We start from the raw sequence: 25922 nt of genomic DNA, 5'->3' as shown, positions 1-25922 counted from the left end.
TTTCCTCGGCGTTTTCTTTCATTTTATCATTGGCGCTGACAGTCGGAGGTGTCCAGCCCGTAGTGCTGGCAGACGGTATAGGCCACGCTCTCGGCCTGCACCTCACGGGTACGGCGGTCGGGGCGGTCGGCCAATTCCTCCGGCGCGGCGTCCTTGTCAATGGCGTGGAGGGTGGCGTGGGCGATCTCATGGATGGCCGTTTTCAAGGTCTGCAATTCGCTCATGCCCTCGTCGATGGCGATGCGCTTTTCCTCCAGGTGGTAGTAGCCGTGCGCCCCGCTCTCGATGTCCTCAAAGGCGATAGGGACGGGGGAAGTCCGCTCCAGGGCGGCGAAGAAGTCCTGATACCGCTCCACGCTGCCAGTCAGCTCGTCCACGGCGATGTCGGGTATCTCCCGGCCCTCGGTCTGTGACACATCGAACACCGACACCACCTTAAAGGCGGGGACGGTCACTTCCTGTTCCTCGGTCAGCGGCTTTCCGTCCGGGCCGGGGATGGTCTTGCCGCTGGTGTCCAGCTTTTCCACCTGCCGCCGCACCTTGTAGGGGGCCGGGGCCAAAATCTTGATGGCCTTTTCGCCCCGCTTCACATGGCGTTCAAACTCGTCCTTCCACTTATTGTAGCCCGCCACCAGGGAGGCGTCCGGCTTCTGCATAGCGATCAGGAGGGTGTTGTTGAAGCTGTAATTGTGGAACTTGGACATGGCGGTGAGATAGTTTTTGTACTGTTCGCTCTCAAAAAGGGCCTGAATACCGGCTTCCAGTTTGTCGGTGATCTCTTTCATGCGCTCGGCGTTGTTTCTGCCGGTCAGCACAATGGGAATGACGGGCTGGGAGGCCGGGGCAGTCTGCGACCGCTGGGGCTGGGGACGGCTGGCCTCGTCCCGCTCCACCTGCGGGGGCGGAAAGGACAGCACCCGGTATTCCTCCGGGATGATCTGGCCCTCATAGACCTGCCGCCACTGGTCGCCGCTCCTGACAATATAGCCGTACTCGGTAAAGGCTCCCTGTTCCAGCCCGGCGATGTGCTGCCCCAACGCCTGCACATCAATGGCAGGCTTCCAGGCGTCCGGCATATCCACCATGCCGGAGCGGTTCAGATAGTAGTCCCCCAGCGCCGCTACGGTATGGATGTCGGGGAGATTGACGAAATAATCCAGATTGTCGGGGTAGTCGATGATGCGGCTGATCGTCCGCAATTCGGTGTTCTTCTGCTGCAAGGCGGCGTTCAGTGTGCCGATCTCATAGGCGTCCAGCTTTTCCAGCCGGGCGGCAAGGAAATTCAGCTCATTCACGCCGGAGGCCAGGGCCAGGTCATAGGGGATAGCCAGGTGTCGGCCCTCCGGGGAGGAAAAGCCGCTGATGAAATAGTCCCAGGGATTATCCTGTGTGACGCCGATCTGCCCCATTGCCGCCCGCACCTGCTCTGCCGTGGCGGGCAAGTCCAGCCAGACACCGGATTTGCCGTCCCGCTGGGTGGTGTGATTGCTCAACTGTATGGAAAATACTTCGCTCACTCGGTCGCTCCTTTCTAAAAAAGAAAGCAGCCAAACATCAGTTTGGCCGCTTAAAAACTATGATTATATTAGTTAAGGAACATGTAGATATGCCCCTCCAGCTTTTCAAGTCGCTCTGGAGCAATCTGAATATTTGAACTTTCTAAAATCTCACTAAATTCGTTTAGCGCAATCTCAATTTTCTCCGAAAGAAAATTGAGATAGCTTTCAATGCTGGTATACCCGTTACAGTGATACCACATTGATGATGTTGGAAAAGAATCATCCTCCAAATCGGTTTTAGTTATCATCCAACAAGTGTGCCGCAAGGAACTAAATTTATCACAAGCGGCCCGATATCTGGGTATGTCCTCTTTTTTTAGCTTTTCAAATGGAAAATGAAACGGGTTGATATACTCTGACAAAGGAACGGACTCCCTTTTTATTTTCTTCAACTGACATAGAATCCATTTTTCAGAAATTAAATCCGTAAATTGTTCCCAAGTGAGCAGCCGAACATTAGAGTATTTTGCCGCTTCAATAGCACCTGACTGAAATCCACACTTTGAAATAATTAATCCCAAGTATGCACCAGAATCAGAAACAACAGTCCTGAAAGCGTGTACTTTTTCTTTGGGAATTGGACTGTTCCAATACTTGCACTCACAGATAATCTTCTTTATAAGTTCATCAGGAGATTCAACTAAAACATCGACCTCGACACATCCACGGGCAGTTTCTATTGTGTATGGACTTACTGCCTGATAGCCAGCTTGGTTTAATAAGAGAGCAACATCATCTTGTAGTTCTCTCCACGTTGAGGGGCATCTATCTGTAAATTTCATTGGCCCACCTCCAGTTTAATTATACAGCATTTATGCCCCTCTTTCAATTAAATGCTAATGCGAAAATTGACATACTTGCCGCCGGTGTCGGCCAGAAGCACCGTGCCGTCGTAGGTCTTGCCGGTCTTGGGGGAGAACAGGCCCTTGATCTTCACCTTTCCATGTTTGAGCAAAGCGGCGGCAATCTTCGGGGTAAACGCCTTTTTCCGTTCCTCAAAAAAGCGGTCGTTCTTCCACATGACGAACTGACAGGCCCGGTTGCCGCAGTAGTAATTTTTCTTGCCCTCGTAGACGGTTTCGCCGCACCGGGGACACGTCCCGACGGCCACACGCTCGGTCTGAAACAATTTCTGCTTATCCTCGCTGATACTGGAATAGGTTTTCACCAGGTCGCGGGCCTGCGCCTCGATACCGGCCATGAACTCGTCCGGGTTGGCCTCACCCTTGGCGATCTCGGACAGGCGGGTTTCCCATTCGGCGGTAAGGGCCGGGGAGGTCAGGGCCTCCGGCAGAACCGCCGCCAGGTTGATGCCGTCCTTGGTGGGAAGAAGCTGCTTCCCCTTGCGCTGGACAAAGCCCATCTGCACCAGCTTTTCCAGAATGGAAGCGCGGGTGGCGGGCGTACCCAGGCCCTTACGCTCGGCGTCCTCCGGCATATCCTCCGCCCCGGCCCGCTCCATAGCCGACAGCAGGGTATCTTCGGTGTAGGGCTTGGGGGGCGATGTGAAATGCTCGGTGACGGAAGCGGCCACATCCTCGAAAACCTGCCCCTCGGTGATGGCGGGCAGCTCCGGCGCGGCCTCGCCGTCCTCGTCGGCGTCGGTTTTCAGGGAGGCCCGGAAACGGCGGTCGATGTCTTTCCAGCCAGCGGCCAGGACGGTCTTGCCCTTGGCGGTGAACTCCTGCCCGGCGCAGGTGAAAACGGCGGTGACGGCCTCGTACTCATGGGCCGGGGCCACGGCGCACAGCAGCTTGCAGCACACCAGGGACAGCAGTTTCTTTTCACTGTCCGCCAGCCCGGAAAAGCCCTGCTTCACGAACTCCGCCGTGGGGATGATGGCGTGGTGGTCGCTCACCTTGGCGCTGTTCAGGATGCGGCGGATCTCCGGGGAGAACGCCGCACCCTCCATGAACGCCAGCATGGGAACGAGGTCGGCCACGATGCCCGCCGCCGTCTGCTCCATGTCGTCGGAGAGAAAGCGGCTGTCCGTCCGGGGGTACGTCAGCAGACGCTTTTCATAGAGCGTTTGGGCATAGTCAAGGGTCTGTTTCGCCGTGAAGCCGAAAAGCCGGTTGGCCTCCCGCTGCAAGGTGGTGAGGTCGTACAGCTTGGGCGGCTGTTCGGTTTTCTTCTCCCGCTGGATGGAAGCACAAACGGCCTGCGCTCCCCCGCAGGCCGTCTTGACGCTCTCCGCCTCGGCGGGGTCGGGGAAGCGGTCGCTTGCCGCCTCCACGCCGCCCCCGGCGATATGGACGATGTGATATTTCTCTTTCTGGAAGCCGGTGATTTTGACCTCCCTCTCCACCAGCATTTTCAGGGTGGGGGTCTGGACGCGGCCTACGGTCAGGGTCTTGTGGTACAGCACAGAGAAAAGCCGGGTGGCGTTAATGCCGATCAGCCAATCCGCCTTGGCCCGGCACAGCGCCGATTGATGCAGGGGGTCATAGTCCCGGCCCGGTTTCAGGTGGGCGAAGCCCTCCCGGATGGCGCTGTCCTCCATGCTGGAAATCCACAGCCGCTTCATGGGCTTGGTACAGCCCGCCAGGTGGTAGACCGTGCGGAAGATCAATTCGCCCTCCCGCCCGGCGTCGCAGGCGTTGATAACCTCGCTCACGTCCTCGGAGCGAAGCAGCGTCCGCAGGGTGTCGAAACGCTCCCGCTTGTCCGGGGGGACGGTCAGCCGCCAGCTCTCCGGGATGATGGGCAAATCCTCGTAGCGCCACTTCTTGAAACGCTCGTCATACAGGGCGGCGTCCGCAAAGGACACCAGATGCCCGATGCACCAGGACACGATGTAGCCGTTGCCCTGCAAGTAGCCCTCCTGCCGGTCGGTCGCCCCGATCACGGCGGCGATGCTCCGGGCCACGCTGGGTTTTTCTGCAATTACAAGTTGCACAGCAATTTGCTCCTTTCCTAAAAAACAAGAAATGCCGCACTATCTGTTCAATAGCACGGCACTCTAATGTGTAAGTATTTATTGTGTTAAATCATCTATCTTGCACAATGTAGCACTGAATGGATGGATTTTATAAACTGTACCTGTCCCAATTTTCTCGTATGGAAGTACAATTCGGTATTCAGCTTGACTTGAAAAAAACGGCTTTTTCCGATACATTGTTTTGAAGAAATTGGAATTATCAATGCGAAAATGTTTTACCTTAAGATTTTCTGCATTTTTATCAACAGGGTCAGTAAAAATTTCTGCATAATACTCTGAACTTGACTTCGGTATATTGAAGTCAATATCAGACAACCCTGCTTCTAAAAAATCCAAAAAATCAATAGTAAATTTTTCTTCATAGAAAACATGGTGACTAAATGCTTTTTGTTGGAAACTGCTCTGAATATTCTCCAAAAAAGATTTTTCATCCTCAATAATCAAAGCATGGGTGTGGTTCGGGAATTGTTTATGTATTTCAGCGCATTCATCCGCAGAAAGTGTAACGTCGGAAGATTGTTTTAAGCAAAATATAGGGATAGACAGACACCGTTGAATAACAAAAGCAATACATTGTTCCTCAGCTTCATAGAAATTATTGGCCTTGTCTTGCACAAAAACTCTGCCAGCATTGGTAACAATACCGCCGTCGTTGCAATCTCCAATGCCTTTAAGTAACTGTTCTGCTTCTAAAGCCCTAAAATATTTACACGGATTAAAATACATCTTTCCAAATTCCATCAAGGATTTCAAATTAGCTTCTGCTCCGTACTTTATAAACATGGTTTCCTCCAAAAATACTTGGTGTCGCTATTATACTCTCCTTGATGGATTTTTTCAATATGTGTGCCATAGGCGTTATACCTAATGGCACACACAAAATATTAAGTTTCACGGCTCATCGGTAGAATGAGTGGGTGGTAAAAACTGAACAAGCCCTTGGCAACACAGAGGAAACGACTATGATTAAGTTGCGAAACAAAAATCATGGAAGAAGGCCCCCCAAGTGCGAGCCAAGAAGCTTGTTCAGACCATCATCGGAAGCGCCGGTTTTGTCCTGGAGGACATCACCGTCAATCCCGAGATGAACGAAATAAATATCGCCGTGCGGCCAACTGAGCACGAGCAGTGCCGGTGCGGAATCTGTCATCGCAAGGCGGCGCGGTACGACAAGGGGCGCGGACGTCGGCGTTGGCGCGCCCTGGACATAGGCGGAAGCAAAGTATATATTGAGGCATACGAGCCGCGGGTACGCTGCCGGAAACATGGCGTGGTGACAGCATCGGTTCCCTGGGCACGGCACAACAGCCGTTTCACCAAAAGTTTTGAGGAAACCTGTGCATGGCTGAGCGTACACGCATCCCGTAGCACGGTCTCGGAATATCTGCGGGTGGAATGGCACACAGTGGGCGGCATCTGCCATCGGGTATATCAAGAGCTGGAAACAGCCAATCCCTCTCGCTTTGACAGCTTGGAAAATATCGGCATTGACGAAACCAGCTACAAGAAAGGGCACAAGTATATGACCGTAGTCATCAACCACGACACAGCCAGCGTGGTCTGGTGTGCAAAGGGATACGGGAAAGAAGTTCTCTCCCAATTCTTTGAACGGCTGACACCGGAGCAGCGGGCCTCTATCCGTTGTGCCTCAGCGGATGGGGCCAAATGGATCGCATCCTGTGTCGAGGAATACTGCCCCCATGCACAGCGGTGCGTAGACCCGTTTCATGTGGTTTCCTGGGCCACAGACGCCCTAGATCAGGTGCGTCGGGAAGCCAGGTCTGAGGCTCGCCAGCAGGCCAAAACTCTGCCCAAGCGCAAGCCCGGTCGTCCGGCCAAGGGCGAGGCTGCTCCTGAAAAGAACCAGGCAAAATCAGTGAAGAATCTACGCTATGTCCTGCTCAAAAACCCGGAGCATCTCTCTGAAAATCAGCAAGCACAGCTGCAATTCCTGACCAGGGCCAATCCTAAGCTCTACCGTGCCTACCTGCTCAAAGAGAATCTTCGTCTGGCTCTCAAGGCCGGGCCTGATGAGATCGCCGCTGCGCTCACCAAGTGGATGGCCTGGGCCCAGCGGTGCAGGATCCTCGTGTTCCGCGAGCTGCGCAAGAAAATCAAACGCCACTTTGACGCCATTGTTGCTGCCGCCAGATTCAGGCTTTCTAATGCCCGCTCCGAGGCCATCAACAACAAAATCAAACTCATCATCCGTACCGCTTTTGGCTTTCGCAACGTGGATAATCTTCTCGCTATGGTTATGCTCTCCTGCTCCAATCTTCATCCCACTCTCCCTAACCGCTGACCCGACCACTCTTTCTACCGAAGCCTCAGTTTCACCCTCCATTTCTTCATCCTCCGGCTCGTCGTCAAAGTCATATTCGGACAGGTCGGTGCTGCCGGACACATCCGCCTTGGGCTTGCGGAACTTGAAGTAGTACAGCGCCCCGCCGCCGCCAGCCAGGGCCATGATCAGCAGCACCAGCAGACCGCCCATGCCGCCCTTGTTCTCCTTGGCCGGGGGTTCGGGTTCTTCCGGCTCCTGCGGCTCCGGCGTTTTCCCAGCGCAGGCAGTCAGATTGTTGGCGCAGACAGGGCAGGCGGTATTGACGGCCCCGGCCTCGCACTTCACGGAACAGGAGCAGACGGCGGGCGGTTCTTCCTCTACCTCCATCAGCGCCAGCAAATCGGCCTCGTCCACCTGATTGAGAAAATGCACCGTGTTCTCGCCGTCCCCGGCCCGGTCGATGATGATGAAAAAATAATTGCCGGTCTTGGAAACGACAGTGATAAACTGTTTATCCTCGGACGTCTCGCCGTCGATGTCGTCCACCAGGGATAGATTACCCTCCGGGGTCAGGGGCTTGGGGTCAGGCGTGGACACCACTTCCCCGGTCGACTCGGTGGGTATGACCTCTCCTTCCTCGTCGCCGCCCCCGGCAAAGGCCGTCGTGGTGAACATGGCGGCGGACAGGCCCACAGCCAGAATGACAGAGAGAAAACGGGTAATGATCTTATTCCTCATGGCCGGTGTCCTCCTTTTCGTGATAGGGCGTCAGGGTGGGGGCGGTCTGCAAGGCCCCGCCCCGCAGGAACGCCGCAAATTCCTCCCTCGTCATGTTCATGCCCCGGACAAGCTGGATGATCTGCAAATTTTCCTGTTCGGTTTTCTGCCCCTCCAGCTCCCGAAGCTGCTTGTTGTACTCCGCAATCTTGGACTTCACTTTCTGGATGTCCTTTTCGATGCGGTCAAGTTTGTTTGCCATAGTCAAAACTCCTTTCCGATGGATTTTTCATAGCGGTATTTCATCTGCGCCGGGTATAAGTCCTCCTTGGGGCGTCGGCTCCCCGTCCAGCGTTTGCCGCCCGCCAGCCCAGCGCAGGCCCAGCCAGCGGCCCGCAGACTGGCCCCGCTCTCCGTGTCCAGAATGTAGGTGACGATCTTCCGATAGCCCATCGCCCGCGCCGCCCTCCACGCTGCGGCATAGAGGAAGCTGCAAGCGTTTTTCGTACCGTCCGTGCAAAGCCGGTTGACTTCCAGCGTGTGGCCGTCGTCCAGATACCGGCTGACGGGTCGGCCCACGATAGCCACGCCAGCCAGCCGCCCGGCCTCGGCGCAGGCAATAGAAAACTTGTGGCCGGTGACGGGGCGGTGGTGGCGGTGATGCTGGGTGACAAAGGCGTTGGCGTCTTTCAGGGATATGGGCGTCAGCGTCAGCACGGCCCCGGCCCTCCATCCGCCGCCCCAAACCGTTCCCGCCAGGCGTAGCTGCGACCCAGCCCCTTGACGCTGGTAAGGTGAGGCATGGCCTTGTCCTCCATAGCAATAGCCCGCTGGTAAAGGTCAGGGTAATGCTCTTTCAGCGCCAAAATCTCCGGCTGTTTCATGCTGGGACAGAAAAAACAGGAGGATTTGCCCGGAAGCGGCAGGCCAGCCGCCAAAATCTCCCGGACGCAATCGCTCCTGTCCCAGCCCCAATCTTCAATCAGGGGATAACGGTTGATGTACTTCTTATCGGTGTCGTTGAATTTCTTGGAATGTTCGTACCGCCGCATTTCCCCGGCGTCATAGCCAATAAAGCGGATGATCGTCTCCCCCTGCGCCCATACCTCCCGGCAAGGCGGATAGTGATTGCAGAACTTTTCCTGCGGCCCGATCTTGTGCTTTTGGGAACATCGTTTGTGGCCGTAGGCGATGGACGGCAGGGTGCAGGAGCGCAGGCACTCCATTTCCAGGGTCAGCCGGTGGCCGCTGCGGTCGTACTTCTCCACCACCGTGATCTGCGGCATACCGTGAGCGACCAGCCAATCATCCATTGTGCGGATGAATTGATAGGTGTGGGGCTGTTCGCCGCCCGTGTCGGCAAATAAAATCAGGTCAACGGGGATGCTGTGCTTGTGAAGTCCAACAAGGACGGCGGCGCTGTTCGTGCCACCGCCAAAAGAAACAATATTGATAGATTTACCTCCAATTCTCCATATATTTTTTAGTCCCAATTCATCAATCCGTAACCTCGGATAACGTTGCTGTTCAGGGGATAGCTCTTGATCTTGCAGGCGTTTCCGCTGTTGCCCTCCACGGTGTAGACGTTTGTACCGTCTGTGCCGATCACGATGCCCACATGGTCGGCGTTGCCGCTGTTGTCCCAATCGAAGAAAATTGCGTCGCCGGGGGCGATGTCGCTGTACCCCCGGTTGGCCCACTGGCCCCGCGACTGGAACCAGGCCATGCCGCCGGATGTGCAACTGGAAAATCTCGGCTCCGAAAGCCCCGCCTGATTGTAACACCAGGACACGAAGCAGGCGCACCAGGCTACCCGGCTGTCAAAGCCGTACCAGCTCCAATAGGGCTGGCCGTTCACATTCCCCACCTGCGATTTTGCGATGTCCACCACGGCGGTATTGCCGGGCCGCGTACCGTTGACGAAGTGAACGCCGCTGATGTCCTCGGACGGGCTGATGTCGGGGGAACCGCCGCCGAATACCAGCGGATTGTTGCCGCTGGTTTCCAGATAGACGTTGAACATTTCCAACTGCTCTGGCGTCAGCAGTTCCGGGGCGATGGAAACAATAGAGCGGGCTGTCAGCTCTACGTTGAGAATGTAGTAATTGTATGGCACTTCCACGTCGTAGTCGTTGCCCTCGCTGTCCGTCCGGGTTTCCGTGCGGTATCGGACTTCAACCGTCGTCGTGGTGGTAAGGGTGTACTGCTTGTTGAATACCCGCTGCAATTCCGCCTGAACCTCCGCAAGCGTATAGCGCGGGAGGATGGCGGTCAGGAAAGAGGCCAATTCGTGGGGATTGTGGATGATTTCGTCCAGATCGTAGCGGTATTCGTCATAGCCGGGGTAAGTGCTGGGAATGTTGTCGATCTGCTGCTGTAAATCGTTCTCCATGCCCACATAAGTGTTTTCCACGGCAATCAGGTCTGCGTCGTCGGAGAGGTAGGAGGTAGCCGTGAAGCCGGAACCGAAGCCGCCGATAATGGAGGAACAGGACTGTAAACCGCCCATCAGGAACGCCGTCATAATCAGCAGGGCCAGGGCCGCAAGACAGCCTTTCCAGTGCCGGACGGCAAAGGAGGCCAGCCGTTCGCTCTCCTTGGCCGCTTCCTTGGCGGCTTTACTGCCGGACTTGGCCGCTTTCGCCGCCCCCTGCGCGGCCCCGGCCCCATGCGCCGCCGACTGCCCCGCCGTCCTCGCCGCCTTGACATACTGCTGCTTGATCTGCCGCTTCTGCCAGAACCGGGAAATGGGATTGCTGGCCGCTTGGGCAAGCTGGGGGTTGTCATGGAGGGCCTTTTGGTAGAAATATTCGATGTTGGCCTTTTCCGCCAGCCGTTCGGCCTTGGACAACTCCCGATAGGGTTTCATGCGGTGGCAGCGAATAGCGCCCCGGACGGCCCGGCCCGCCTGACGCTCGGCCAATTCCTCCCCTTTGTGTCCGCCCTCCACGCCCACATTTTCATGCTCCACCTCATGGATTTTGCCGTGGGTGAACAGTAAAACCTCCTGAACGGGGCGGCTGGCCGGGTTGGGCTTCATGGCGGGAGGCGGCTTGTCTCTCGTTTCCCGGCGCACACGGGTTTTCGCCCTGCCAGTAGCCTCGTCAAAGACTTTTTCCTTGATTTTGACGTTTTCCTTGGGAATAGCGGCCCTCGCCGCATCCAGACGGTCGGCCCGCTGGTCGGACTTGCGGATGTACTTCTTCAGCTCCGGCGTGGAGCGTTCTTCCTCGGGGAATTGCAGGCGGGCGGACGGGCGGGGGCCTGCGTCAGCCTCCACCTGTCCGGCCTGTTTCGCCGCCTTTTTCATACTGCGGCGCTCCTGCGCCCGGTCAACACGTTCCAGCACCTTTTCGGCCCTGCCGGTGGCCTCGCTGGGAGTAAAGTCCTGTTCCGCCTCCCGGTCAGAGATATTGGCTTCCTCGCCGGTGGTCTGATTTTCCAGCACCACGCCGTCACGGGTCATGCGCTGCGTCACCTTGTCACGGGGTTTCAGGTGCTTCCTGCTCATGCGCCGCCCTCCACGACCTCGGAAAGCCGGGTCGTCATAATTTTATACAGCTCGGTATTGCTGGGGATGGGGTTGGTAAAGGGCAAGATCACGTTCTCAAAAATGAGAAGTCCGGCCCCCGGTTCGGAATTGTCGATGTATTTCTGGTGGTCGGGGGACAAATTCAGCCGTTCAGCCAAAATCTTGCGGTCGCCGCTGGCCTGATTGAGCAGGCAAATGAAGTCGCTGTTTTCCAGAATATTTTCGATCTCCGGGGAGGAAAGCAGGTCTTTCACGTTCTGCGTGGCCCCGGTCGGGATGCCGCCCCATTTTCTAAACCGCTTCCAAATCTCGGCGCTGTAAGCCGCCGTCTGTTCCTCTTTCAGAAGCAAATGGAACTCGTCGGCAAAATACCAGGTGGCCTTGCCCTGTATGCGGTTGGCGGTGACGCGGCCCCATATCTGATCTTGGACAATGAGCATCCCCAGCTTTTTCAACTGCTTGCCCAAATCCTTGATGTCGAAGCAGACAAGCCGGTTGTTGATGTCCACATTGGTACAGTGATTAAAGACATTCAGGCTGCCGGACACATAGAGGTCAAGGGCCTGCGCCACACGGTCGGCCTCCGGGATATGCTGGGCGGTCAAGGCGGCGTGGAGGTCGGAGAGGACAGGCATTTTCTCCGGGCTGGGGTCTGCCAGGTAGGGCCGGTAGATCACCTGCACGGCCCGGTCGATCACCGTCTTTTCGATAGGCTCCAGGCCGTTCTTGCCGCCCATCACCAGCTCGCAGAACGACAGCACGAAGTCACTTTTCAGCGCCAGCGGGTTTTCATCCTCGCTGTAATTCAGGTTGATGTCCAGGGGGTTCACATAGTCCCTGCTGGTGGGGGACAGCTTGATAACCTGCCCGTGAAGCCGCTGTACCAGGGGAAAATACTCGGCCTCCGGGTCGCAGACAAAAATATCGTCCGGCGTGGTGAGGAACACGCTGACGATCTCGGACTTGCAGGACATGGACTTGCCGCTTCCCGGCGTACCCAGCTTTAGCCCGTTAGGACACCGTGCAAGTTTTCTGTCCAGCATTATCATGTTGTGGGTCTTGGCGTTGACGCCGTAGTACATGGCCCCGCCGCCCTGAAAAAGCTCCTGCGTGACGAACGGGACGAAAATGGCGGCGCTGGACGTGGTAAGGCCCCGCTGGATGTTGATGTGGTTCTGCCCCAGGGGGAGGGAGGACATCAAGCCCTGCTCCTGCTGGTCGTCCAGCCGCACCAGGGCGCAGTTATACTTCTGCGCCACGCCCGCGGCCTGAAAGACATCGTTGCTCAATTTCCGCTGTGTGTCAGCTATGTTCAAGATCAGGAACGTCACCATGAAAAGGCGTTCATTCCGGGTCTGCAGCTTGGAAAGCAACTGCTTGGCGTCCGTGCCGTAGGTGGCAAGGTCGGAGGGCAGAATATCGTAGAGTAGGAAAGAGCCGCCTTACCGCATTACTGCGGCAGGTTTGCCCAGACCCCTCCCAGAACCGGACTTACACCTCTCGATGTATCCGGCTCGCCATCATTGTTTCAAACTATGGAAATTCAAGGGTGATGGATTTTATAGTGACAGTCTTTGCATACGGCTAATGTTTTCCGCCTTTTGGCTATCATTACAATTTCCCATTGCTGTTTTCCTTTGAGGTTCTTCACTTTGTTTACATGGTGCATAGCAAGAGGAGTATTCGTTTTCCCGCATAACTCGCAGATTCCCGCAGACAATCTCTTTTCGAGGGTAGTCCTGGTTCCTGCGTGTCTGATTGCGTACTCAACAATCACGTCGTTGAAACGATCACTGTCTTTACAGTCCATATACTTTGCGAAAGTCCGGTATTTCTGTTGTCCCTTGGCGGTGTTATACGGGATGCCCCAGTCACCGCTGCCGGTGCGGAACTGTTCCCTGATTTTTCTGCTGGTGCTTTTGTGTTTGCCCGCGAGGGTTTTCAGACAGCTATACTCCATAAGATAAGCGAAATAATTCAAACTTGTGAAGTTGCTGGCAATACTGTAGTAATTGCAAATACCTCGGAGCTCGGAGTTGTACGTATCTATGATTTCTAAATTCGTACATCTGTAAAGATACTTTCTTGCTATGTACTCGATTTTACCGTCATGCGTTTGCTTAATGATTGCTTTGTCGAATAGGAACGGCATGATTTTATCCGCGAACGGTATATTTAGTTCCACAGTATAATTCAATGTGCGCTTTAAGCATCTGTCGGTGGGCTTTACTTTACCGTCCCGTCTTACCCGAACATCGTAACCCAGAAATCTTGCGTATTGGTTGCTGTGCGTTATCAGTGTTTTTTCTTCGGACAATTCCATTTTGAGATGTTCACTGATAAAGTTTGAAAACTGCCGCTTTATCTGTTCACAGTCCGATTTATCACCCTTAACTCCAATGATGAAGTCATCTGCATAGCGGATATATTTCATCACTTTGTCCGTTTTGGAGGAGCAGGGGACTTTGCGCAACTCGGATTTTAAGAATTTTACCCTTTTCAAAAGTTCGACTTTTTTCTGCCCCGTCGCCGTTTTCAGCAATTTTTGCGCATAGTCCTTTTTGCACTGGATTTTGGCATATTCGGGAGTGCGAACTCTATCTCTCGGCTTGTAAAACGCCCTTGCAACCTTTTCCGCAAACTTGTCAAGCTCATTCAGGTATATATTGGAGAGCAGCGGCGATATGATGCCGCCTTGGGGACAGCCGGAGTATGTAGTATGATACTTCCAATCCTCCATATATCCCGCTTTAAGAAACTTCCAAATGAGCTTGATCAGCCGCGCGTCCTTGATTTTGGAGCTGATAACACCAACGAGTACCTGGTGGTCGATATTGTCAAAGCACCCCTTAATGTCGCCTTCTATGAACCACGATACGCCCGTAAATTCCTTCTTCAGAGACTTCAGGGCCGTGTGGCAATCTCTGTGAGGACGAAAACCGTGTGAAAAATCTGAAAATGTCGGCTCATAGACTGCTTCCAATATCATTCTCAACACTTCCTGAACGAGCTTATCCGTAAAGGATGGAAGTCCGAGAGGACGTTTTTTTGTACTGCTGCGCTTCTTCGGAATATATTCGCGGCGCACAGGCTTCGGCATATAGGTTTCATCAGCCAAAGATTGTATGATTCTGTTGATTTTTTCTTCGCTGAACCCATCCGCTGTGTCGTCGTCCACGCCTTTTGTTGCCGCTCCTTTATTCCTGTAAAGTTTGTTGTACGCAAGATAGTACAGGTCGGGTCTTAGCATATAGCGGTATAGTCTTGTGAAGATTTCCTTGTTGTTTTTCCTTGAATTTTGCATAATTCTATCTAAAATCGCTGTCGTTGGTTGCATTGAGGTATTCCTCCCTAATCGCACTTTTGATTTTAGAGCCAATGACTGTTCTCCTTTTCCTGTTCTCCCGCATACTTGGTCGCCCTTTCAGCGGTAATCGAACCAGCAGCACACGAAGTCTGCCTGTGTGTTGAACCATTACAGCAACACCTTGGATACTATGAGAACTCCGTTGCCTTATTGGATATTCAGCGTCATCTCCCTTACCCTCGCGGGCTTGGAATTTATCACCTTACGGCATTTCGCATAGTCTTTTCAGACGTTCCAACTTAGGCAATCCCCAGTTAGTGTAATAAGTAGGCAAATGCGGATTGTCGGATATGCTTTCGTTTCGTTAAACCAGTTCTCTGGCTTGTCTTATGAATTTGTTGATAACCCATTACACGACATGGATATGTAATGTTATTCATACCGGAGGTTGATACTGTCACGATTCGACAGGTACATACACATTCCTCCGCCCGGGCTAAACGGGAACTTGAAACTCGCTTTATACATTCTGTAGGTTTATCCTCATATCCGCTTAACGTTGCAGTTCAGTCGTGCCCTTGTGTATAGGACAACTTACCGCTTCCCTGCCATGCTGTGGTCCCGTGTCAGCTTTCGCCTTTCAGTCAGGCAGGCCGTTTCCCGCGTTATCTTACGGGGTTGTGCCTTAGTCAACTCCTTATTTCACCCTATCTGGGCGCAACATGTCGTAGCCGGAGCGCACCGCTTTTTTCTGCTCCTGTATCTTCATGGCGTCCAGGTCGGTGATTTTCCGCTTTACCCGTTTGATGGCCTCGGTCTGCTCAATGGCCTGCACATGGAGGTTGACGACGATGCCGTTTTCCGTGTTGAGGAAATCCGCCAGCATTTCATCGGACAGCTCCGGGGCCAGGATTTGCAGGAAGCTCACCGCCCCGTACTTGCCGCTGATGCCGAATACCCGGCTGTTCCCGAAGCGGAGAGAGGACGGAGCGATGAAGTCCTTGGTGGACAGCCCCGCCGTGGGAAGCCATTTCCAGTCGAAGCGGAACAATTCGCCGTCCGGGTGGAAAACGCCGTGCAGCACTTCCAGCCGTTCGGCCCCGTCCAGCACACGGGCGGCGGCTCCCATCATCTTGAAGTAGCCCAGCAGGTCGGTTTCAATGCGTTCCAGCCTCGCCCGCGCCGCTTTCAGATTGTCCGCCTCGATGGTGAACGTCAGATACTTGGTCTTGACGATGCCGTTGTTGCCCCTCGTCAGCTGCCGCTGTAAGATGCCGGTGTACTCGGCCCGGATGTCGTCGAAGTCGTCCCCCTGCGGGGCGATCTCGAAGCTGCGGGCGTACTGCGCCGGGTCTGTCCTGCGGTTGACAAAGGAGAATTGGACGTGGATAGAGGCGTCCACATAGTTATAGAGGTCGCAGAGGTATTCAAAGGTGGCCGTGCGGTCGTCCGGCTGGGCAAGCTGGTAATTGGTATCGGAGAACTCAATGCACTTGGAGTAGGAACGCTGGTTCAGTCTGCAAACGCCGTCCTGATACATGACCTCGTAGGGGATGCTCTCTTGGGCGGTATGGGGCTTGCCGTCGCCCTTATACCTGCGGATGATGGCTTGTATCTCCCGCTTTTCGGCGCGGGACAGCTTTACCGGCCTGCCGCCGTTTTGCTTTCTGGACAACCGCTTTCACCTCCGTTTCCATTTGACGCTGCCGCTCCAACACGGCGTAAAGGTTATTGGTCTGATAGGGCCGCACCTTGAGCATGGTGAAGCGGTTTCGGACGATCTGCCCGATCACCACCTCCAACGGTTGGCCGTGCTTCTCATACAGCCCGAACAGCAGGCCGGGGAGCATGGCGAAGATCATCACCAGGGCGGCGGCGCTGGTGGGGATGCTGCCCCGGAGCATAAAAAAGAGCGGCAAACCCATCAGGAGCGCCGCGCCGAAGCATACGATCTGCCGTTTCGTCAGGCCGAACAGCATTTTGCTTTTTACATGGGTCAAGTCCTTGGGGACGGACACATAGGCCATAGGGTCAATTCCTCCTTTCCAGAGCGTGATAGATACCCTGCATGATGTAGGCCACGCAGGGGACGGCGATAGAATTTCCCAGCATTTGGTAGCGGCTGGTGTCGCTGATACTCCGCCCGCCGCCCTGCTCCGTCCAGAAGTCCGGGAAGCCCTGCAAACGCTCACATTCCAATGGCGTCAGGCGGCGCACGATCAGGTCGGCGTAGTGATGATGCAGTACGCCGCTTTGCTGTGCGGCAAGCAGGGTCGGGGCGGTTTCCTCCTGATAGCCCAGGCTCCCCGTCGCGCTCCCGGCCTTGTAGCGGAAGCCCGCGCTGGTGATGCAGAAGTCGGTTTCGCTCCCCATGCCAGCGGGCCGGGAGAGGCCAGCGCCGGAGGCGCACAGCGTCCCGGCGATCTGCGGATGCACCAAAAGGGGCTGTTCGTGGTTGCAGTTGAGGGTGGGGGCGATGTCCGCCAGCACTTCCGCGTTGGCCTGCCCCGTTGCCATCGTCAGCACATGGGGCTGTCCCGTTTCGCATAGGGTAGGCTGGACGGGCCGCAGGGTGGAGCGGTTGGTCTTGCTGGTGATCTGCTGTAAGTCAAAGCCAGCGGCCACCACTGGCAGATTGCCGTGGGTCTGGCTGCGGAGGGTGGGGGAGATGCCGGAACGCTCCACTGTCAGCGACGCCCCGCCTTGATCGTTCAGAACAACGATTTCCCCGCCTGCTGTATCAGGGCGGCTTTCAGTAAAGGCGGCAAGTCCTTGCCGCGGCGTTCCGCCCGCCTCAAAATACCCGCGCAGGCTTTTGGGGACAAAGAGTATTTCTCCGGCACATTTTCCTGCAAAATCGCAGACAAGAAACAGGCGCCTGCGCCGCTGTGCTGTGCCGAAATATTGGGCGTCGTACATGCACCAAGCGAGATCAACTCCGACCCCTCGTACCATCCCGGCGTTTGCCCACCGTCCAGAATAAGGCATTGGAATTTTGGCCTTTGTGAACGATTGCAGCACAGCCGCAAAGTCACGTCCTCCTGCGGACGACAGAGCGCCGGGGACGTTCTCGAACAGCGCGAACCTTGGGTATCTACCATGTGTCGCCTCCCTCATTTCATCAATGATCCGTATGGCCTCCATGAAAAGGCCGCTCCGTTCGTCCGCCAGCCCCCGGCGCTGGCCCGCCATCGAAAGCCCCTGACACGGGCTGCCGAATGTCACGATGTCCACAGGCGGGAGCTTCCCGCCGTGGAGCTGGGTCACGTCCCCGGCGTGGGCCATGTTCGGGAAGTGCTTCTGCGTCACCGACACGCAGGCCGGGACGATCTCGCTTGCCCACAGGGATATGATATTGTAAAAAGAAGCGGCGTAGGGAAAGCCCCCTATGCCGTCAAAAAGAGATGCTAATGTGTACTGCGGAATAACAAAAAGCCTCCTTTCCGCTTCATAGCGTGATGTCGCTGTCCACTTCGTTGCCCCAAACGTCCCAGCCGGGGGGCGTCTGTCTGGCAAACAGCTCTATCCGGGGCAGGTCGCCCATAAGCGTAACGATCTTATCCCGGACAATATCGGGTTTCTTGCTGTGTTCCTCCACCGGGGCCAGCACCACTTGATGAACGCCTGCGGATTTCCGCCTTGGCCGTCCCTTGGTCGCCAGGATGCACAGCTCCACATTGGCCCGTGTCCAGTAGCCCATGCCCCAAAACAGGGTGTTGGCCTTTTGTTCTGCTTTACCCAGGCAAAGGCCACGGTCTTATAGGTGAAGCCCCACGCCTTTATGACGCTCAATGCGTCCAGCAGCATGGGAAAGGTTATCCAGAGGAACAGGGCGCAGTCCCGGTCGGCCAGTTCGCTAACCGGCAAGGCCCGGATGTCCTCAATGCTCATGGTGGGATAGTGGCTTTCAGCGGAGCGGCCAGCCCCTTTCTTGGAGTACACCTTGTACTGCCAGGGCGGGTCAGCGTAGATAATGCCGTATTTTTTGATAGCTTGTCCTCCCTCCGTCAGTGGGCGGCAAATACGGCCTTGGCGATGCTCCCGGTCTTGAACAGGCAGAAGCACAACAGCACCGTATAGCCCATACAGCCCCATATCGCCCCGGAAACGTCCCCGTCAAGGGCGATATTCTGTATCAGGACGGCGTAGATGCCCGTTACCACCATGATAAGGAACGCCTGAAAGCCCAGGGCAAAAAGGGATTTCAAATAGCCCTGCCCCATGCCCCGCCACTCGCTGTTCCCAATGGTGGCAAGGGGGATAGGCCCCAGCGAGGTCACAAGGTATATTTCAATCAGCCTGCCATAGACCACAAGCATGATGCAGATGGAGAGAATATTCATCGTCAGCCCTACAAAGAGGGACTGGAACCACAGGCCCAGCAGACCGCCGATGTCCATATCCGAAAGCCGGTTTTCCAGGTCGGTGACAACGGCTGTAATGTCGATGCTGGTATTGCCGATGATTACCCCGGCGCTCTGATTGACAACGCTCTGCGTCAGGTCGAACACGCCCATGACGATGTTCCAGGTGTTGGACACAAGGATGATCGCGGCGGCGGACTTGAATACCCAGCGGAACAGCATCCAACTGTCCATGTCGTGCATACTGTTCCGTTCCGCAATCAACTGTATCAGCTCGTAGCACATGATAAGGGCGAGGATAGCCCCAGCGATGGGGACGATCACCGTTTCCGACAGGCTGCGGAGCATATTGAACACGCCGCTGTTCCAGTCCTGCGGCGTGGCTCCCACGTCGGCGGCGATCTCCCCCACTTTTCCGTTCACCGTGTCAAAAAGGCCGGTGAGGTTGCTGGTGATGCCGTCGATCAGCACACCCTTGAACCATTCTTCCAGCCAGTCCAGTATCAAGAGAAAGCACCTCCTTTCCCGCGGCCCCCCGCCGGGGGCGGGAGGCCGCGAGGGGATTTAGCGGGGAACATCAGCCCAGCAGGCCGGACAGCAGGGGAACCAGGGTAATGCCGATCAGGGCCACGCCTCCCCCGGCGACAAGCTGTGTTATCCCCAATTAGTAGGAACAATACAGCTTTCTGGCGGGCGGCGGCACGTCAAGAAATATATATGGAGTTTTTAAAGAACCTCCCCGGAGCGGGGAGCGGTCAGCCTGTGACCTGCTCCACTTCCGGTATGGGTTTGAGATTAAAATGAATTTCGATAGAAATGTGTCTTGTCTTATCGCTGCCTATGGTTTCATGGACAACGATTTCTTTAATCAGGCGGTTTAAAGTGGAAGCGTCCAGTTCGGTGATGTCCCGGTATTCCTGTATGGATTCCACCCACTGCCTTGCGTCCACGGCAAGCCGGATTTCATCGGCAAGGTGCTTCCTGCCTTTCTCGACTTTTGCCTTTAGTTCCGCCTGTTCCTTCTGCGTCTTTTCCAGCAGGAGATTGAAGTTTGCGTCTGTGATTCGCCCGGCAACCATGTCCTCATAGAGCCGCAGCACCATCTTTTCCAGCACTTCAATCCGTTCCTCGTCTTTGGCAAGGGTGCGCTCCATCGCTTCCCTCTGGCCTTTCTGCTCGGCTTCGCAGGTGTCGGTCAGCCGCCCGGCCACCGCTTCGCTGTCGGTCAGGGCAGCGGCGGCGCACTCACGGATTTTATTCAGCACAAGGGAATAGAGCGTGTCAAATTCAACCCTGTGCTGGGTACAATGCTGTTTTCCATAGGCATTGTAGGTCTTGCAGGAGAAAATCCGCTTCGGTAACTTCTCATGTGTGGTGCGGATGGTGAGGGATTTCCCGCACTCCCCGCATTTTATCAGCCCTGCAAAGAGGTTGATTTCCCCGGACTGCCCCGGCCGCTGGCGGGATTTCAGCTTTTCCTGCACGATGGCAAAACTCTTTTTGTCCACCAGCGGCTCATGCGTCCCTTCCACCACAATCCAGTCCTCCGGCTTCTTGTCCCGGATAGTACCGATTTTAAAGCGGTACTCGGTCTTTTGGGAAGCGATTGCGCCGGTGTACACGGGGTTCATCAGGATTTCTTTGATAACGGAGAAATCCCAGACATATTTCCCGTTCTCCGGGTCTTTCTTCTCCCATTTGGTGCGGATGTTCCGGTGCCCACGCTGCCGGTTCCACCATGTAGGGCAGGGGTGCTTTTCTTCCTCCAGCCTGCGCCGGATGTAGTTGGGGCCGTGCCCGTCCAGCGCATACCCGAAAATCAGCCGGACAACCGGGGCGGTTTCCTCGTCCACCAGCAGGCGGTTCTTATTTTCCGGGTCTTTCCGGTAGCCGAAGGGGGCAAGGCAGCCGGTGAACTGGCCTTTCTGGGCTTTCAGCACATAGGAAGAATGGACTTTCTTGGAAATATCCTTGCTGTACATCTCGTTCAGGATATTTTTGAATGGCGCAATGTCGTTGTTGTCCCGCATGGTGTCGATACCGTCATTCATGGCGATGTAGCGCACGCCGTTCCTTGGGAAGAAGTCCTCGATAAGCTGCCCGGTCTGCAAGTAGTTCCGCCCTAACCTTGATAAATCTTTCGTAATGACAAGGTTTATCTGCTTCCGCTCGATTGCCTTCAACATCCGTTTCAGGTCGGGGCGTTCCATGTTCAGGCCGGTGAAGCCGTCGTCCTGATAGACCGCCGCAACCTCCCATCCCTGTTTTTCGCAGAACTTTTCCATCATATCCCGCTGGTTTGCGATGCTGGCACTCTCGCCCTGAAGGTCGTCGTCTTTCGAGAGCCTGCAATAGATAGCTGCCCGGAAACTCCCGGCAAGGAGTGCGTCCATCCCTGTATATTCCATTGTGTTCATCATAACCGTTTACCCGCACAATCCAGACGGAACACGGTCACATGGAACCTCGTCTTTATTATATCCCATTTCTTGTGATTTAGCAAGATATTCTTTATCTGTTTTTCTGGTGTGTTTCTGTGCGATAAGGCTCACGAAAACGTCCGTAGCGTCCAGTTCGCCGTCAAATACTGTGGTGACATGAATCTCTGTTTTATTTTTCGCCATAGGCAGTTGTCCTCCATACATGAAAACAGCCAGACAGGGAAGGTCGGCAACGAAGTCCGGCAACGGGCTTCAAAAAACCTTAAAACTAATCCTTGTCTGGCAGTTGGGTTATTTTATACTTTTTCTTTTATTTTTCTGTTGCTTTGGTTGTTAAAGGGGAGAAAAGCCCGCAGTTACGGGATTTTTCCCGGCAACCGGGTCGGCAACGGGATAGCAACGGAGTGTGCAACGGGCTGTCCTTACCCGGATTTTTTCAGAATGGAAGCTCCATCTGCTCCGGCACCGGCGTAAATCCCTCCGGGGTTTTTCCCGCCCCGTTGCCGGTGTCTGTTGCCGGATGCTCTCGTTCCCATCCCTTCTGCCTGCCGTACCCGGCGAACATCCGGGGGTTGGAGAAATAATTCCAGCCGGTGACGCACTGGTTCATTATCTCGTTGATTTCCCGTATCTCCCATTGCTTCGGCTCGTCAAAATCATGGTTCAGGGCTTCTTTGTAAAGCTGCTTGGAGCAGACGGTATCGCCGGGGTAGCTGTCAAGGAAAGCCTGTATCATCCCGGCCTTGGTGTCCTCCGGCATAAAGTCCCGTTGGCGTTCCTTTAGGTAGCGCACCATTTCCGGGCTGAATGTCAGCTTCCACTTGCCGCTCCTGTAAATCTCCATCGCTTCCGCCCATACCTGGTTCAGATAGGCTCTGGAAGCGGCTTCGTCCTCTAAGATGTGTGTTTCCGCCTGTTCCGGGCATACCTGTATGGGAATGAAGCGGCGGTTGCCGGAACGGTCAAGGGGCAGGAAGTCAAGGGCGTTGGACGTGCCGCCGAACACGCACTGCCTTGGGCGGTCTGCCGGGTGGGTTTCATAGGGAATCTTGTAGACTTCCTTCTGTCGGCTCAAAAATGACTTGATTTCCTCTATGCTTTTGGCGTTTGCCGTGGCAATCATTTCCGACATTTCAATAATCCAGTGGCCTTGCAGCTTCCGGTATACATTGTCATCGTCCAGCTTCCGCAAATCGTCCGAAAACCACTCATCTTTGACTGCCAGCAGGCGGAAGAAAGTGGACTTCCCGGCTCCCTGCCCGCCCACCAGACAGAGCATGACTTCAAACTTGCAGCCGGGGGAAAATGCCCGGTGGATGGCTCCCAGCAAAAACAGGCGCAGGGATTGGTATGTGTAGTCGTCCTCACTGGCTCCCAGAAAGTGATGCAGGCAGGAGCGTATCCGTTCGGTTCCGTCCCATGTCAGGCCGTTTAAATAATCCCGGACAGGGTGGTAGCTGTTCTCATCGGCGGCAAGGGCGGCGGCATCCTGTATCTTTTTCTCGCTTGTCAGGCCATAGGTCTTTTCCAGATACAGCCGGATATATTTCATGTCCGTGTCGGTCATGGGGCTTCCGGCAGTTCTTTTGTAGCCGATTGGTTTTAAAATATCGGTGCGGTCAGTCAGCAGGTTATAGGCAACCGCCCCGGAAAGGAGCGGGTCGCACTGGAATACAGTCAGGCAGTTGCTCATGCTGTTGCGGAAGCCGCCTTTTTCGGTGGTTTCCAGCATGGCCTTCACTTCCTCAACGCTCCGGGCTGGCTCTGCGCTGTCTGCCATGTTCGCTATTTCCTGCCGTATCTGGGGCGGTAAATTCTGCCATCCGTCTTTCAAGGTTCCTCACTTCCTTTCCGTGTCCTGTGATAAGCGCCGCCCGCTCCTGAATGTCCCCGGAGAGAAGCACGTCCATCAGGTATTCCACCCGGCTCATGTTCTGCAGGGCTTCTACAAACCGGGGGTTCCATGCTTCATCCGGCTGGCGTGGGGCGTATTCCTCCTTCCAGCGGCGCAGGAGATGGTAATAGTCGGACAGCACCCGGAAACAGTGCCGCTCCATGCGTTTCAATTTCTGTTCCTCTGTTTCCCGCCGCAGTCGTGGACGGACAGGCTCCTTCCCGGCGTTCCTCCCGTCCTGATAGGGGATGGAGAAGTCCCGCGCCAGCATGAGGGCGGCTTCCCGGCTCCCGATCCCGTGGAGCCGGGAAACAAAATCAATCACGTCCCCGGTGGCTCCGCAGCCGAAGCAGTAAAAGCGGCGGTCAACTTTCATGCTTGGGTTCTTGTCGTTGTGGAACGGGCAGACGCACATCCCGTTCCGGTTTACTTTGATTCCATAACGCTCCGCAGCCTGCCTTGTGGTGACGGACTGCTTTACGGCTTCAAATACGTTCAATAGGCGTTCCCTCCTGATAATCCCAACGTGGGCGACACAATGTCGCTCACGTTGTCGGTAAATCTGTTACAAAGAAAAAAGCACCTGCCTGCGGTTTCCAATCACAAAACAAGTGCCTGTTTAAAGTTCCATATTCTGTTGTTTCTCTGTCCGGCTCGGATGGCTTTTCACTGCCTGCTCCTGCCGGATGCGTTCCTGCCGCCCTTTCAGGCTCTCCTGTACGGACGGTTTCTTTCCCGGCTCGGCGGTCTGGCGGTACTGTTCGGATGGCAGCACCTGGTTGAGCCAGTGGCGCACGTCACGGAGTACCTTCACGTCTGCCTGAACCGCTTCCAGTTCCTTCCTCTGTCCGGGCAGGGCGGCGGTAAGCTGTCCCCGTTCGTATTCCAAATCTTTGCGGGAATAGGAATTGCCTTTCAGGTTGGCTTTCAAATACCGGACAGCGGCATTGTAAGCGTCCAGTTCCTCCTTGTGGCTCTCCGCAAACTTCTCCTTTTTCTTCTTCCAGCCGATGGCGGCATACTCCGCATGGACTGGCTTGGCGGCTTCATATTTGTCAATGTAGGAGAGCATGGTACCTATGGCTTTTATGCGCTTCTCGCTTTTTTTCATGCTCCCCATGACGGAAACGGCGGCCTGGCTGATTTCGTCCAGCCGGGCGTCAAGGCTCTCCATGGTGGAGATTTCCTTTTTCCGCAAGAAGTCCATCGCCGCCTGCACTTTATTGTAATCGGCAACGGTTCCTTTCAGCTTCCCTCTGGAAGTCCAGCCGGCACGTTCCCCGCTCCGCTGCTCCAGATACCGGAATAACAGTTCCGGGAGTGTCGGTTCCTTCGCCTGCTCCAATGCTTCCAGCAATACAGCCTTTTTCTCTTTTAAGTCAGACAGCCATCCCTTCAGGCTCCGTACCATCTGCCGGATGGACTGCATGAGCCGGTTGGCGGTTTTGATGTCCCGGTTCAGGTTGCCGATGTTGGTCTGGATTCCCTTCTTCTCCATTTGGCAGGCGGCCGCTCCCATGTGGACGGTGGGGATTTTATCAATCCCTTGTCGGGCATAGGAGCGCAGGTCAAGCCGTTCCGGACGGCTGTTGGCTTCCAGATAGCGGTTAGCCGTGTCCGCCCATCCCTGCCGCCAGATTTCAGCGTATTTCCGGTCGTTCCAGTCCACGGTGTTCTCCTTGTGGCTTTTCCATCTGCCGGACGGGAGCCGGATTCTTTCGCCGTTCCCGTCAAGGTCGTACACTTTGCGGCTCTTGGGGAGCCATCTGCCTTTTTCGTCCATCGCCCGCATGGTGAGCAGGATATGGGCGTGGGGGTTCCCGTCCCCTTTGTCGTGGATGGCGAAGTCGGTAATCATGCCTTTGGAAACAAAAAACTCCCGGCAGTAATCACGGACAAGGTCGGCGTGCTGTTCCGATGGGATTTCCCTCGGGATGGCAAGCACGAACCTCCGGGCAAGCTGGGAGTTCCATTGTTTTTCCTGCGCTTCGGCGGAGTTCCATAAGGTACCCCGGTCTGCAAACTCCGGCGGCGCATGGGGCGGGAGCATGATTTCTTTGTGGGTAACTTCGTTCTTGTAGGGATAATATTTCTGTTCTTGGTCATATTCAGAGAACAGCTTCTCGCCGCTCTGGTAGGCAGCGGCGGAAACAGCGGATTCATTGTTGCTCCGCTTAATGATGGTGATTTTACAATGCGGGCATGGCAAGAATGCGTCCTCCTTTCTCCCGGATTCCGGGCAAAAAAATAGCAGGATACCTTTTCAGATTTCCTGCTTGGATGTGTCGCTGGTAGGCGGCGGGTATTTAGTTGTTTGGGAACAATGAACTCGGCATTACTTATATAGTTACTATATTTCCATTTTCCTGTACCAAAATAAAACGTATGCCTACTTTTTGTATTTGCTCCAACTTTGACCATCGTTCTGCTAATTCTAAACTCTTTTTTGTATATGGTACAGCAACGGCAGGAATACTATTTTCATTCATAAAAGAACTGGTCATCAGTTGCCCGATAGCCTCCCTCATAAGAGGGTACTCCTGACCACTTTTTCCCTGTTTACTTTTTTTACTTTCCACAAACAAAGTTTTTCCATTTTGCAAGAGGATTTGAACATCTCCATATCCCGGAATGGATTCTAAAACAATTTCTGCTCTTTGTCCTTTTATACAATACCTACCTTGCCAACGGTCAGAATTTCCATCTATTTTTGCGCAATTATTTTCTCTTAAAAATCCTTCAATGTCAAAATGCAATACTTTTCCAGTTTTGATATGTGCGCCATCAATGGAAACTTTAACATTCTGTTCAGTGAGCTGGTTTTTAATGTAGTACATCGCTAAACGCAAACTTACTTCTGGTTCTGTCATACTTATCAACCCT

At 54.8% G+C, this 25922-nt stretch carries 18 protein-coding genes and 6 pseudogenes; 1 reads left to right on the top strand and 23 read right to left on the bottom strand.

The genetic code is table 11. The features are described from left to right. Positions 1-41: 41 nt before the first annotated feature. From VV088_RS16780 to VV088_RS16765, 4 genes and pseudogenes are all read right to left on the bottom strand, one after another. Positions 42-1517: pseudogene (locus VV088_RS16780) on the bottom strand (antirestriction protein ArdA); the annotation flags it as partial. Positions 1518-1585: 68 nt separating this feature from the next. Further along, positions 1586-2341, bottom strand: coding sequence for a restriction endonuclease (locus VV088_RS16775; protein WP_334601841.1), 756 nt, complete (start codon positions 2339-2341; stop codon positions 1586-1588). A gap of 47 nt (positions 2342-2388) precedes the next feature. Then, positions 2389-4464: a DNA topoisomerase 3 gene (locus VV088_RS16770; protein WP_334602080.1), complete on the bottom strand. Its 2076-nt coding sequence runs from the start codon at positions 4462-4464 to the stop codon at positions 2389-2391. Positions 4465-4536: 72 nt separating this feature from the next. Then, the gene (locus VV088_RS16765; protein WP_334601840.1) at positions 4537-5283 is read right to left on the bottom strand and encodes a hypothetical protein; all 747 of its coding nucleotides are present in this window, start codon (positions 5281-5283) and stop codon (positions 4537-4539) included. A gap of 301 nt (positions 5284-5584) precedes the next feature. Between VV088_RS16765 and VV088_RS22865 the strand changes: the two genes are divergently transcribed. Beyond that, positions 5585-6802, top strand: coding sequence for an ISL3 family transposase (locus tag VV088_RS22865; protein ID WP_442913182.1), 1218 nt, complete (start codon positions 5585-5587; stop codon positions 6800-6802). Between the two features lie 12 nt (positions 6803-6814). On the opposite strand, the pseudogene VV088_RS16760 reads toward VV088_RS22865, so the two are convergent. The 19 genes and pseudogenes from VV088_RS16760 to VV088_RS16670 form a co-directional block, all read right to left on the bottom strand. Next, positions 6815-7522: pseudogene (locus tag VV088_RS16760) on the bottom strand (DUF4366 domain-containing protein); the annotation flags it as partial. Next, positions 7512-7763 carry a DUF4315 family protein gene (locus VV088_RS16755; RefSeq protein WP_204791401.1) on the bottom strand — a complete coding sequence of 84 codons (252 nt, stop codon included), beginning with the start codon at positions 7761-7763 and terminating at the stop codon, positions 7512-7514. The pseudogene VV088_RS16760 and the gene VV088_RS16755, both read right to left, overlap by 11 nt. A 2-nt stretch (positions 7764-7765) precedes the next feature. Then, positions 7766-8218 carry an XF1762 family protein gene (locus VV088_RS16750; protein ID WP_334601839.1) on the bottom strand — a complete coding sequence of 151 codons (453 nt, stop codon included), beginning with the start codon at positions 8216-8218 and terminating at the stop codon, positions 7766-7768. Beyond that, positions 8212-8994: a phosphoadenosine phosphosulfate reductase gene (locus tag VV088_RS16745; protein WP_442913167.1), complete on the bottom strand. Its 783-nt coding sequence runs from the start codon at positions 8992-8994 to the stop codon at positions 8212-8214. Before VV088_RS16745 ends, VV088_RS16750 begins: the two co-directional genes overlap by 7 nt. Beyond that, positions 8985-10967 carry a CHAP domain-containing protein gene (locus VV088_RS16740; RefSeq protein WP_334602078.1) on the bottom strand — a complete coding sequence of 661 codons (1983 nt, stop codon included), beginning with the start codon at positions 10965-10967 and terminating at the stop codon, positions 8985-8987. The genes VV088_RS16745 and VV088_RS16740 overlap by 10 nt, the downstream gene beginning before the upstream one ends. 41 nt (positions 10968-11008) lie before the next feature. Beyond that, positions 11009-12454: pseudogene (locus tag VV088_RS16735) on the bottom strand (VirB4-like conjugal transfer ATPase, CD1110 family); the annotation flags it as partial. Between the two features lie 122 nt (positions 12455-12576). Further along, the gene (locus tag VV088_RS16730; RefSeq protein ID WP_334601838.1) at positions 12577-14370 is read right to left on the bottom strand and encodes a reverse transcriptase domain-containing protein; all 1794 of its coding nucleotides are present in this window, start codon (positions 14368-14370) and stop codon (positions 12577-12579) included. A gap of 691 nt (positions 14371-15061) precedes the next feature. Continuing rightward, positions 15062-16015: pseudogene (locus VV088_RS16725) on the bottom strand (VirB4-like conjugal transfer ATPase, CD1110 family); the annotation flags it as partial. Beyond that, positions 15930-16367 carry a PrgI family protein gene (locus VV088_RS16720; protein WP_334601836.1) on the bottom strand — a complete coding sequence of 146 codons (438 nt, stop codon included), beginning with the start codon at positions 16365-16367 and terminating at the stop codon, positions 15930-15932. The pseudogene VV088_RS16725 and the gene VV088_RS16720, both read right to left, overlap by 86 nt. Positions 16368-16371: 4 nt before the next feature. Next, on the bottom strand, positions 16372-17856 hold the full coding sequence (locus tag VV088_RS16715) for a DNA cytosine methyltransferase (protein WP_334601835.1): 1485 nt from the start codon (positions 17854-17856) through the stop codon (positions 16372-16374). Then, positions 17789-18435: pseudogene (locus VV088_RS16710) on the bottom strand (MT-A70 family methyltransferase). The gene VV088_RS16715 and the pseudogene VV088_RS16710 overlap by 68 nt, the downstream one beginning before the upstream one ends. After that, the gene (locus tag VV088_RS16705; protein ID WP_334601834.1) at positions 18348-19211 is read right to left on the bottom strand and encodes a VirB6/TrbL-like conjugal transfer protein, CD1112 family; all 864 of its coding nucleotides are present in this window, start codon (positions 19209-19211) and stop codon (positions 18348-18350) included. Before VV088_RS16705 ends, VV088_RS16710 begins: the two are co-directional and overlap by 88 nt. A 70-nt stretch (positions 19212-19281) precedes the next feature. Beyond that, positions 19282-19365 (bottom strand): annotated as a pseudogene (locus VV088_RS16700) (Maff2 family mobile element protein); the annotation flags it as partial. 94 nt (positions 19366-19459) lie between these two features. After that, on the bottom strand, positions 19460-21124 hold the full coding sequence (locus VV088_RS16695; protein WP_334601833.1) for a recombinase family protein: 1665 nt from the start codon (positions 21122-21124) through the stop codon (positions 19460-19462). Positions 21125-21130: 6 nt separating this feature from the next. Then, the gene (locus VV088_RS16690; RefSeq protein ID WP_334601832.1) at positions 21131-21328 is read right to left on the bottom strand and encodes a hypothetical protein; all 198 of its coding nucleotides are present in this window, start codon (positions 21326-21328) and stop codon (positions 21131-21133) included. Between the two features lie 253 nt (positions 21329-21581). Beyond that, the gene (locus tag VV088_RS16685; protein WP_334601831.1) at positions 21582-22925 is read right to left on the bottom strand and encodes a virulence-associated E family protein; all 1344 of its coding nucleotides are present in this window, start codon (positions 22923-22925) and stop codon (positions 21582-21584) included. After that, a complete protein-coding gene (locus VV088_RS16680; protein WP_334601830.1) occupies positions 22891-23538 on the bottom strand; it encodes a CHC2 zinc finger domain-containing protein in 648 nt (215 codons plus the stop codon). Before VV088_RS16680 ends, VV088_RS16685 begins: the two co-directional genes overlap by 35 nt. A 120-nt stretch (positions 23539-23658) precedes the next feature. Continuing rightward, positions 23659-25248 (bottom strand): MobQ family relaxase, encoded by a 1590-nt coding sequence (gene mobQ / locus VV088_RS16675; RefSeq protein WP_334601829.1) that lies wholly within the window; start codon positions 25246-25248, stop codon positions 23659-23661. A 130-nt stretch (positions 25249-25378) separates the two neighbouring features. After that, complete coding sequence (locus VV088_RS16670) at positions 25379-25909, bottom strand: hypothetical protein (RefSeq protein ID WP_334601828.1); 531 nt, start codon at positions 25907-25909, stop codon at positions 25379-25381. Positions 25910-25922 lie beyond the last annotated feature (13 nt).

Origin of the sequence: Lawsonibacter sp. JLR.KK007 (assembly GCF_036941135.1) — a bacterium.
Taxonomy (GTDB): domain Bacteria; phylum Bacillota; class Clostridia; order Oscillospirales; family Oscillospiraceae; genus Lawsonibacter.
The sequence above is the reverse complement of the archived record's forward strand: the minus strand, read 5'-3'. Positions and strand labels throughout refer to the sequence as shown.

Bases quoted from the DNA above. Each gene is read 5' to 3' on its own strand.
- VV088_RS16775 (WP_334601841.1), bottom strand. From the start codon at position 2,341: ATGAAATTTACAGATAGATGCCCCTCAACGTGGAGAGAACTACAAGAT.
- VV088_RS16765 (WP_334601840.1), bottom strand. From the start codon at position 5,283: ATGTTTATAAAGTACGGAGCAGAAGCTAATTTGAAATCCTTGATGGAA.
- VV088_RS16755 (WP_204791401.1), bottom strand. From the start codon at position 7,763: ATGGCAAACAAACTTGACCGCATCGAAAAGGACATCCAGAAAGTGAAG.
- VV088_RS16685 (WP_334601831.1), bottom strand. From the start codon at position 22,925: ATGGCAGACAGCGCAGAGCCAGCCCGGAGCGTTGAGGAAGTGAAGGCC.
- VV088_RS16670 (WP_334601828.1), bottom strand. From the start codon at position 25,909: ATGACAGAACCAGAAGTAAGTTTGCGTTTAGCGATGTACTACATTAAA.
- VV088_RS16740 (WP_334602078.1), bottom strand. From the start codon at position 10,967: ATGACCCGTGACGGCGTGGTGCTGGAAAATCAGACCACCGGCGAGGAA.
- VV088_RS22865 (WP_442913182.1), top strand. From the start codon at position 5,585: ATGAACGAAATAAATATCGCCGTGCGGCCAACTGAGCACGAGCAGTGC.
- VV088_RS16730 (WP_334601838.1), bottom strand. From the start codon at position 14,370: ATGCAACCAACGACAGCGATTTTAGATAGAATTATGCAAAATTCAAGG.
- VV088_RS16720 (WP_334601836.1), bottom strand. From the start codon at position 16,367: ATGGCCTATGTGTCCGTCCCCAAGGACTTGACCCATGTAAAAAGCAAA.
- VV088_RS16695 (WP_334601833.1), bottom strand. From the start codon at position 21,124: ATGATGAACACAATGGAATATACAGGGATGGACGCACTCCTTGCCGGG.
- VV088_RS16690 (WP_334601832.1), bottom strand. From the start codon at position 21,328: ATGGCGAAAAATAAAACAGAGATTCATGTCACCACAGTATTTGACGGC.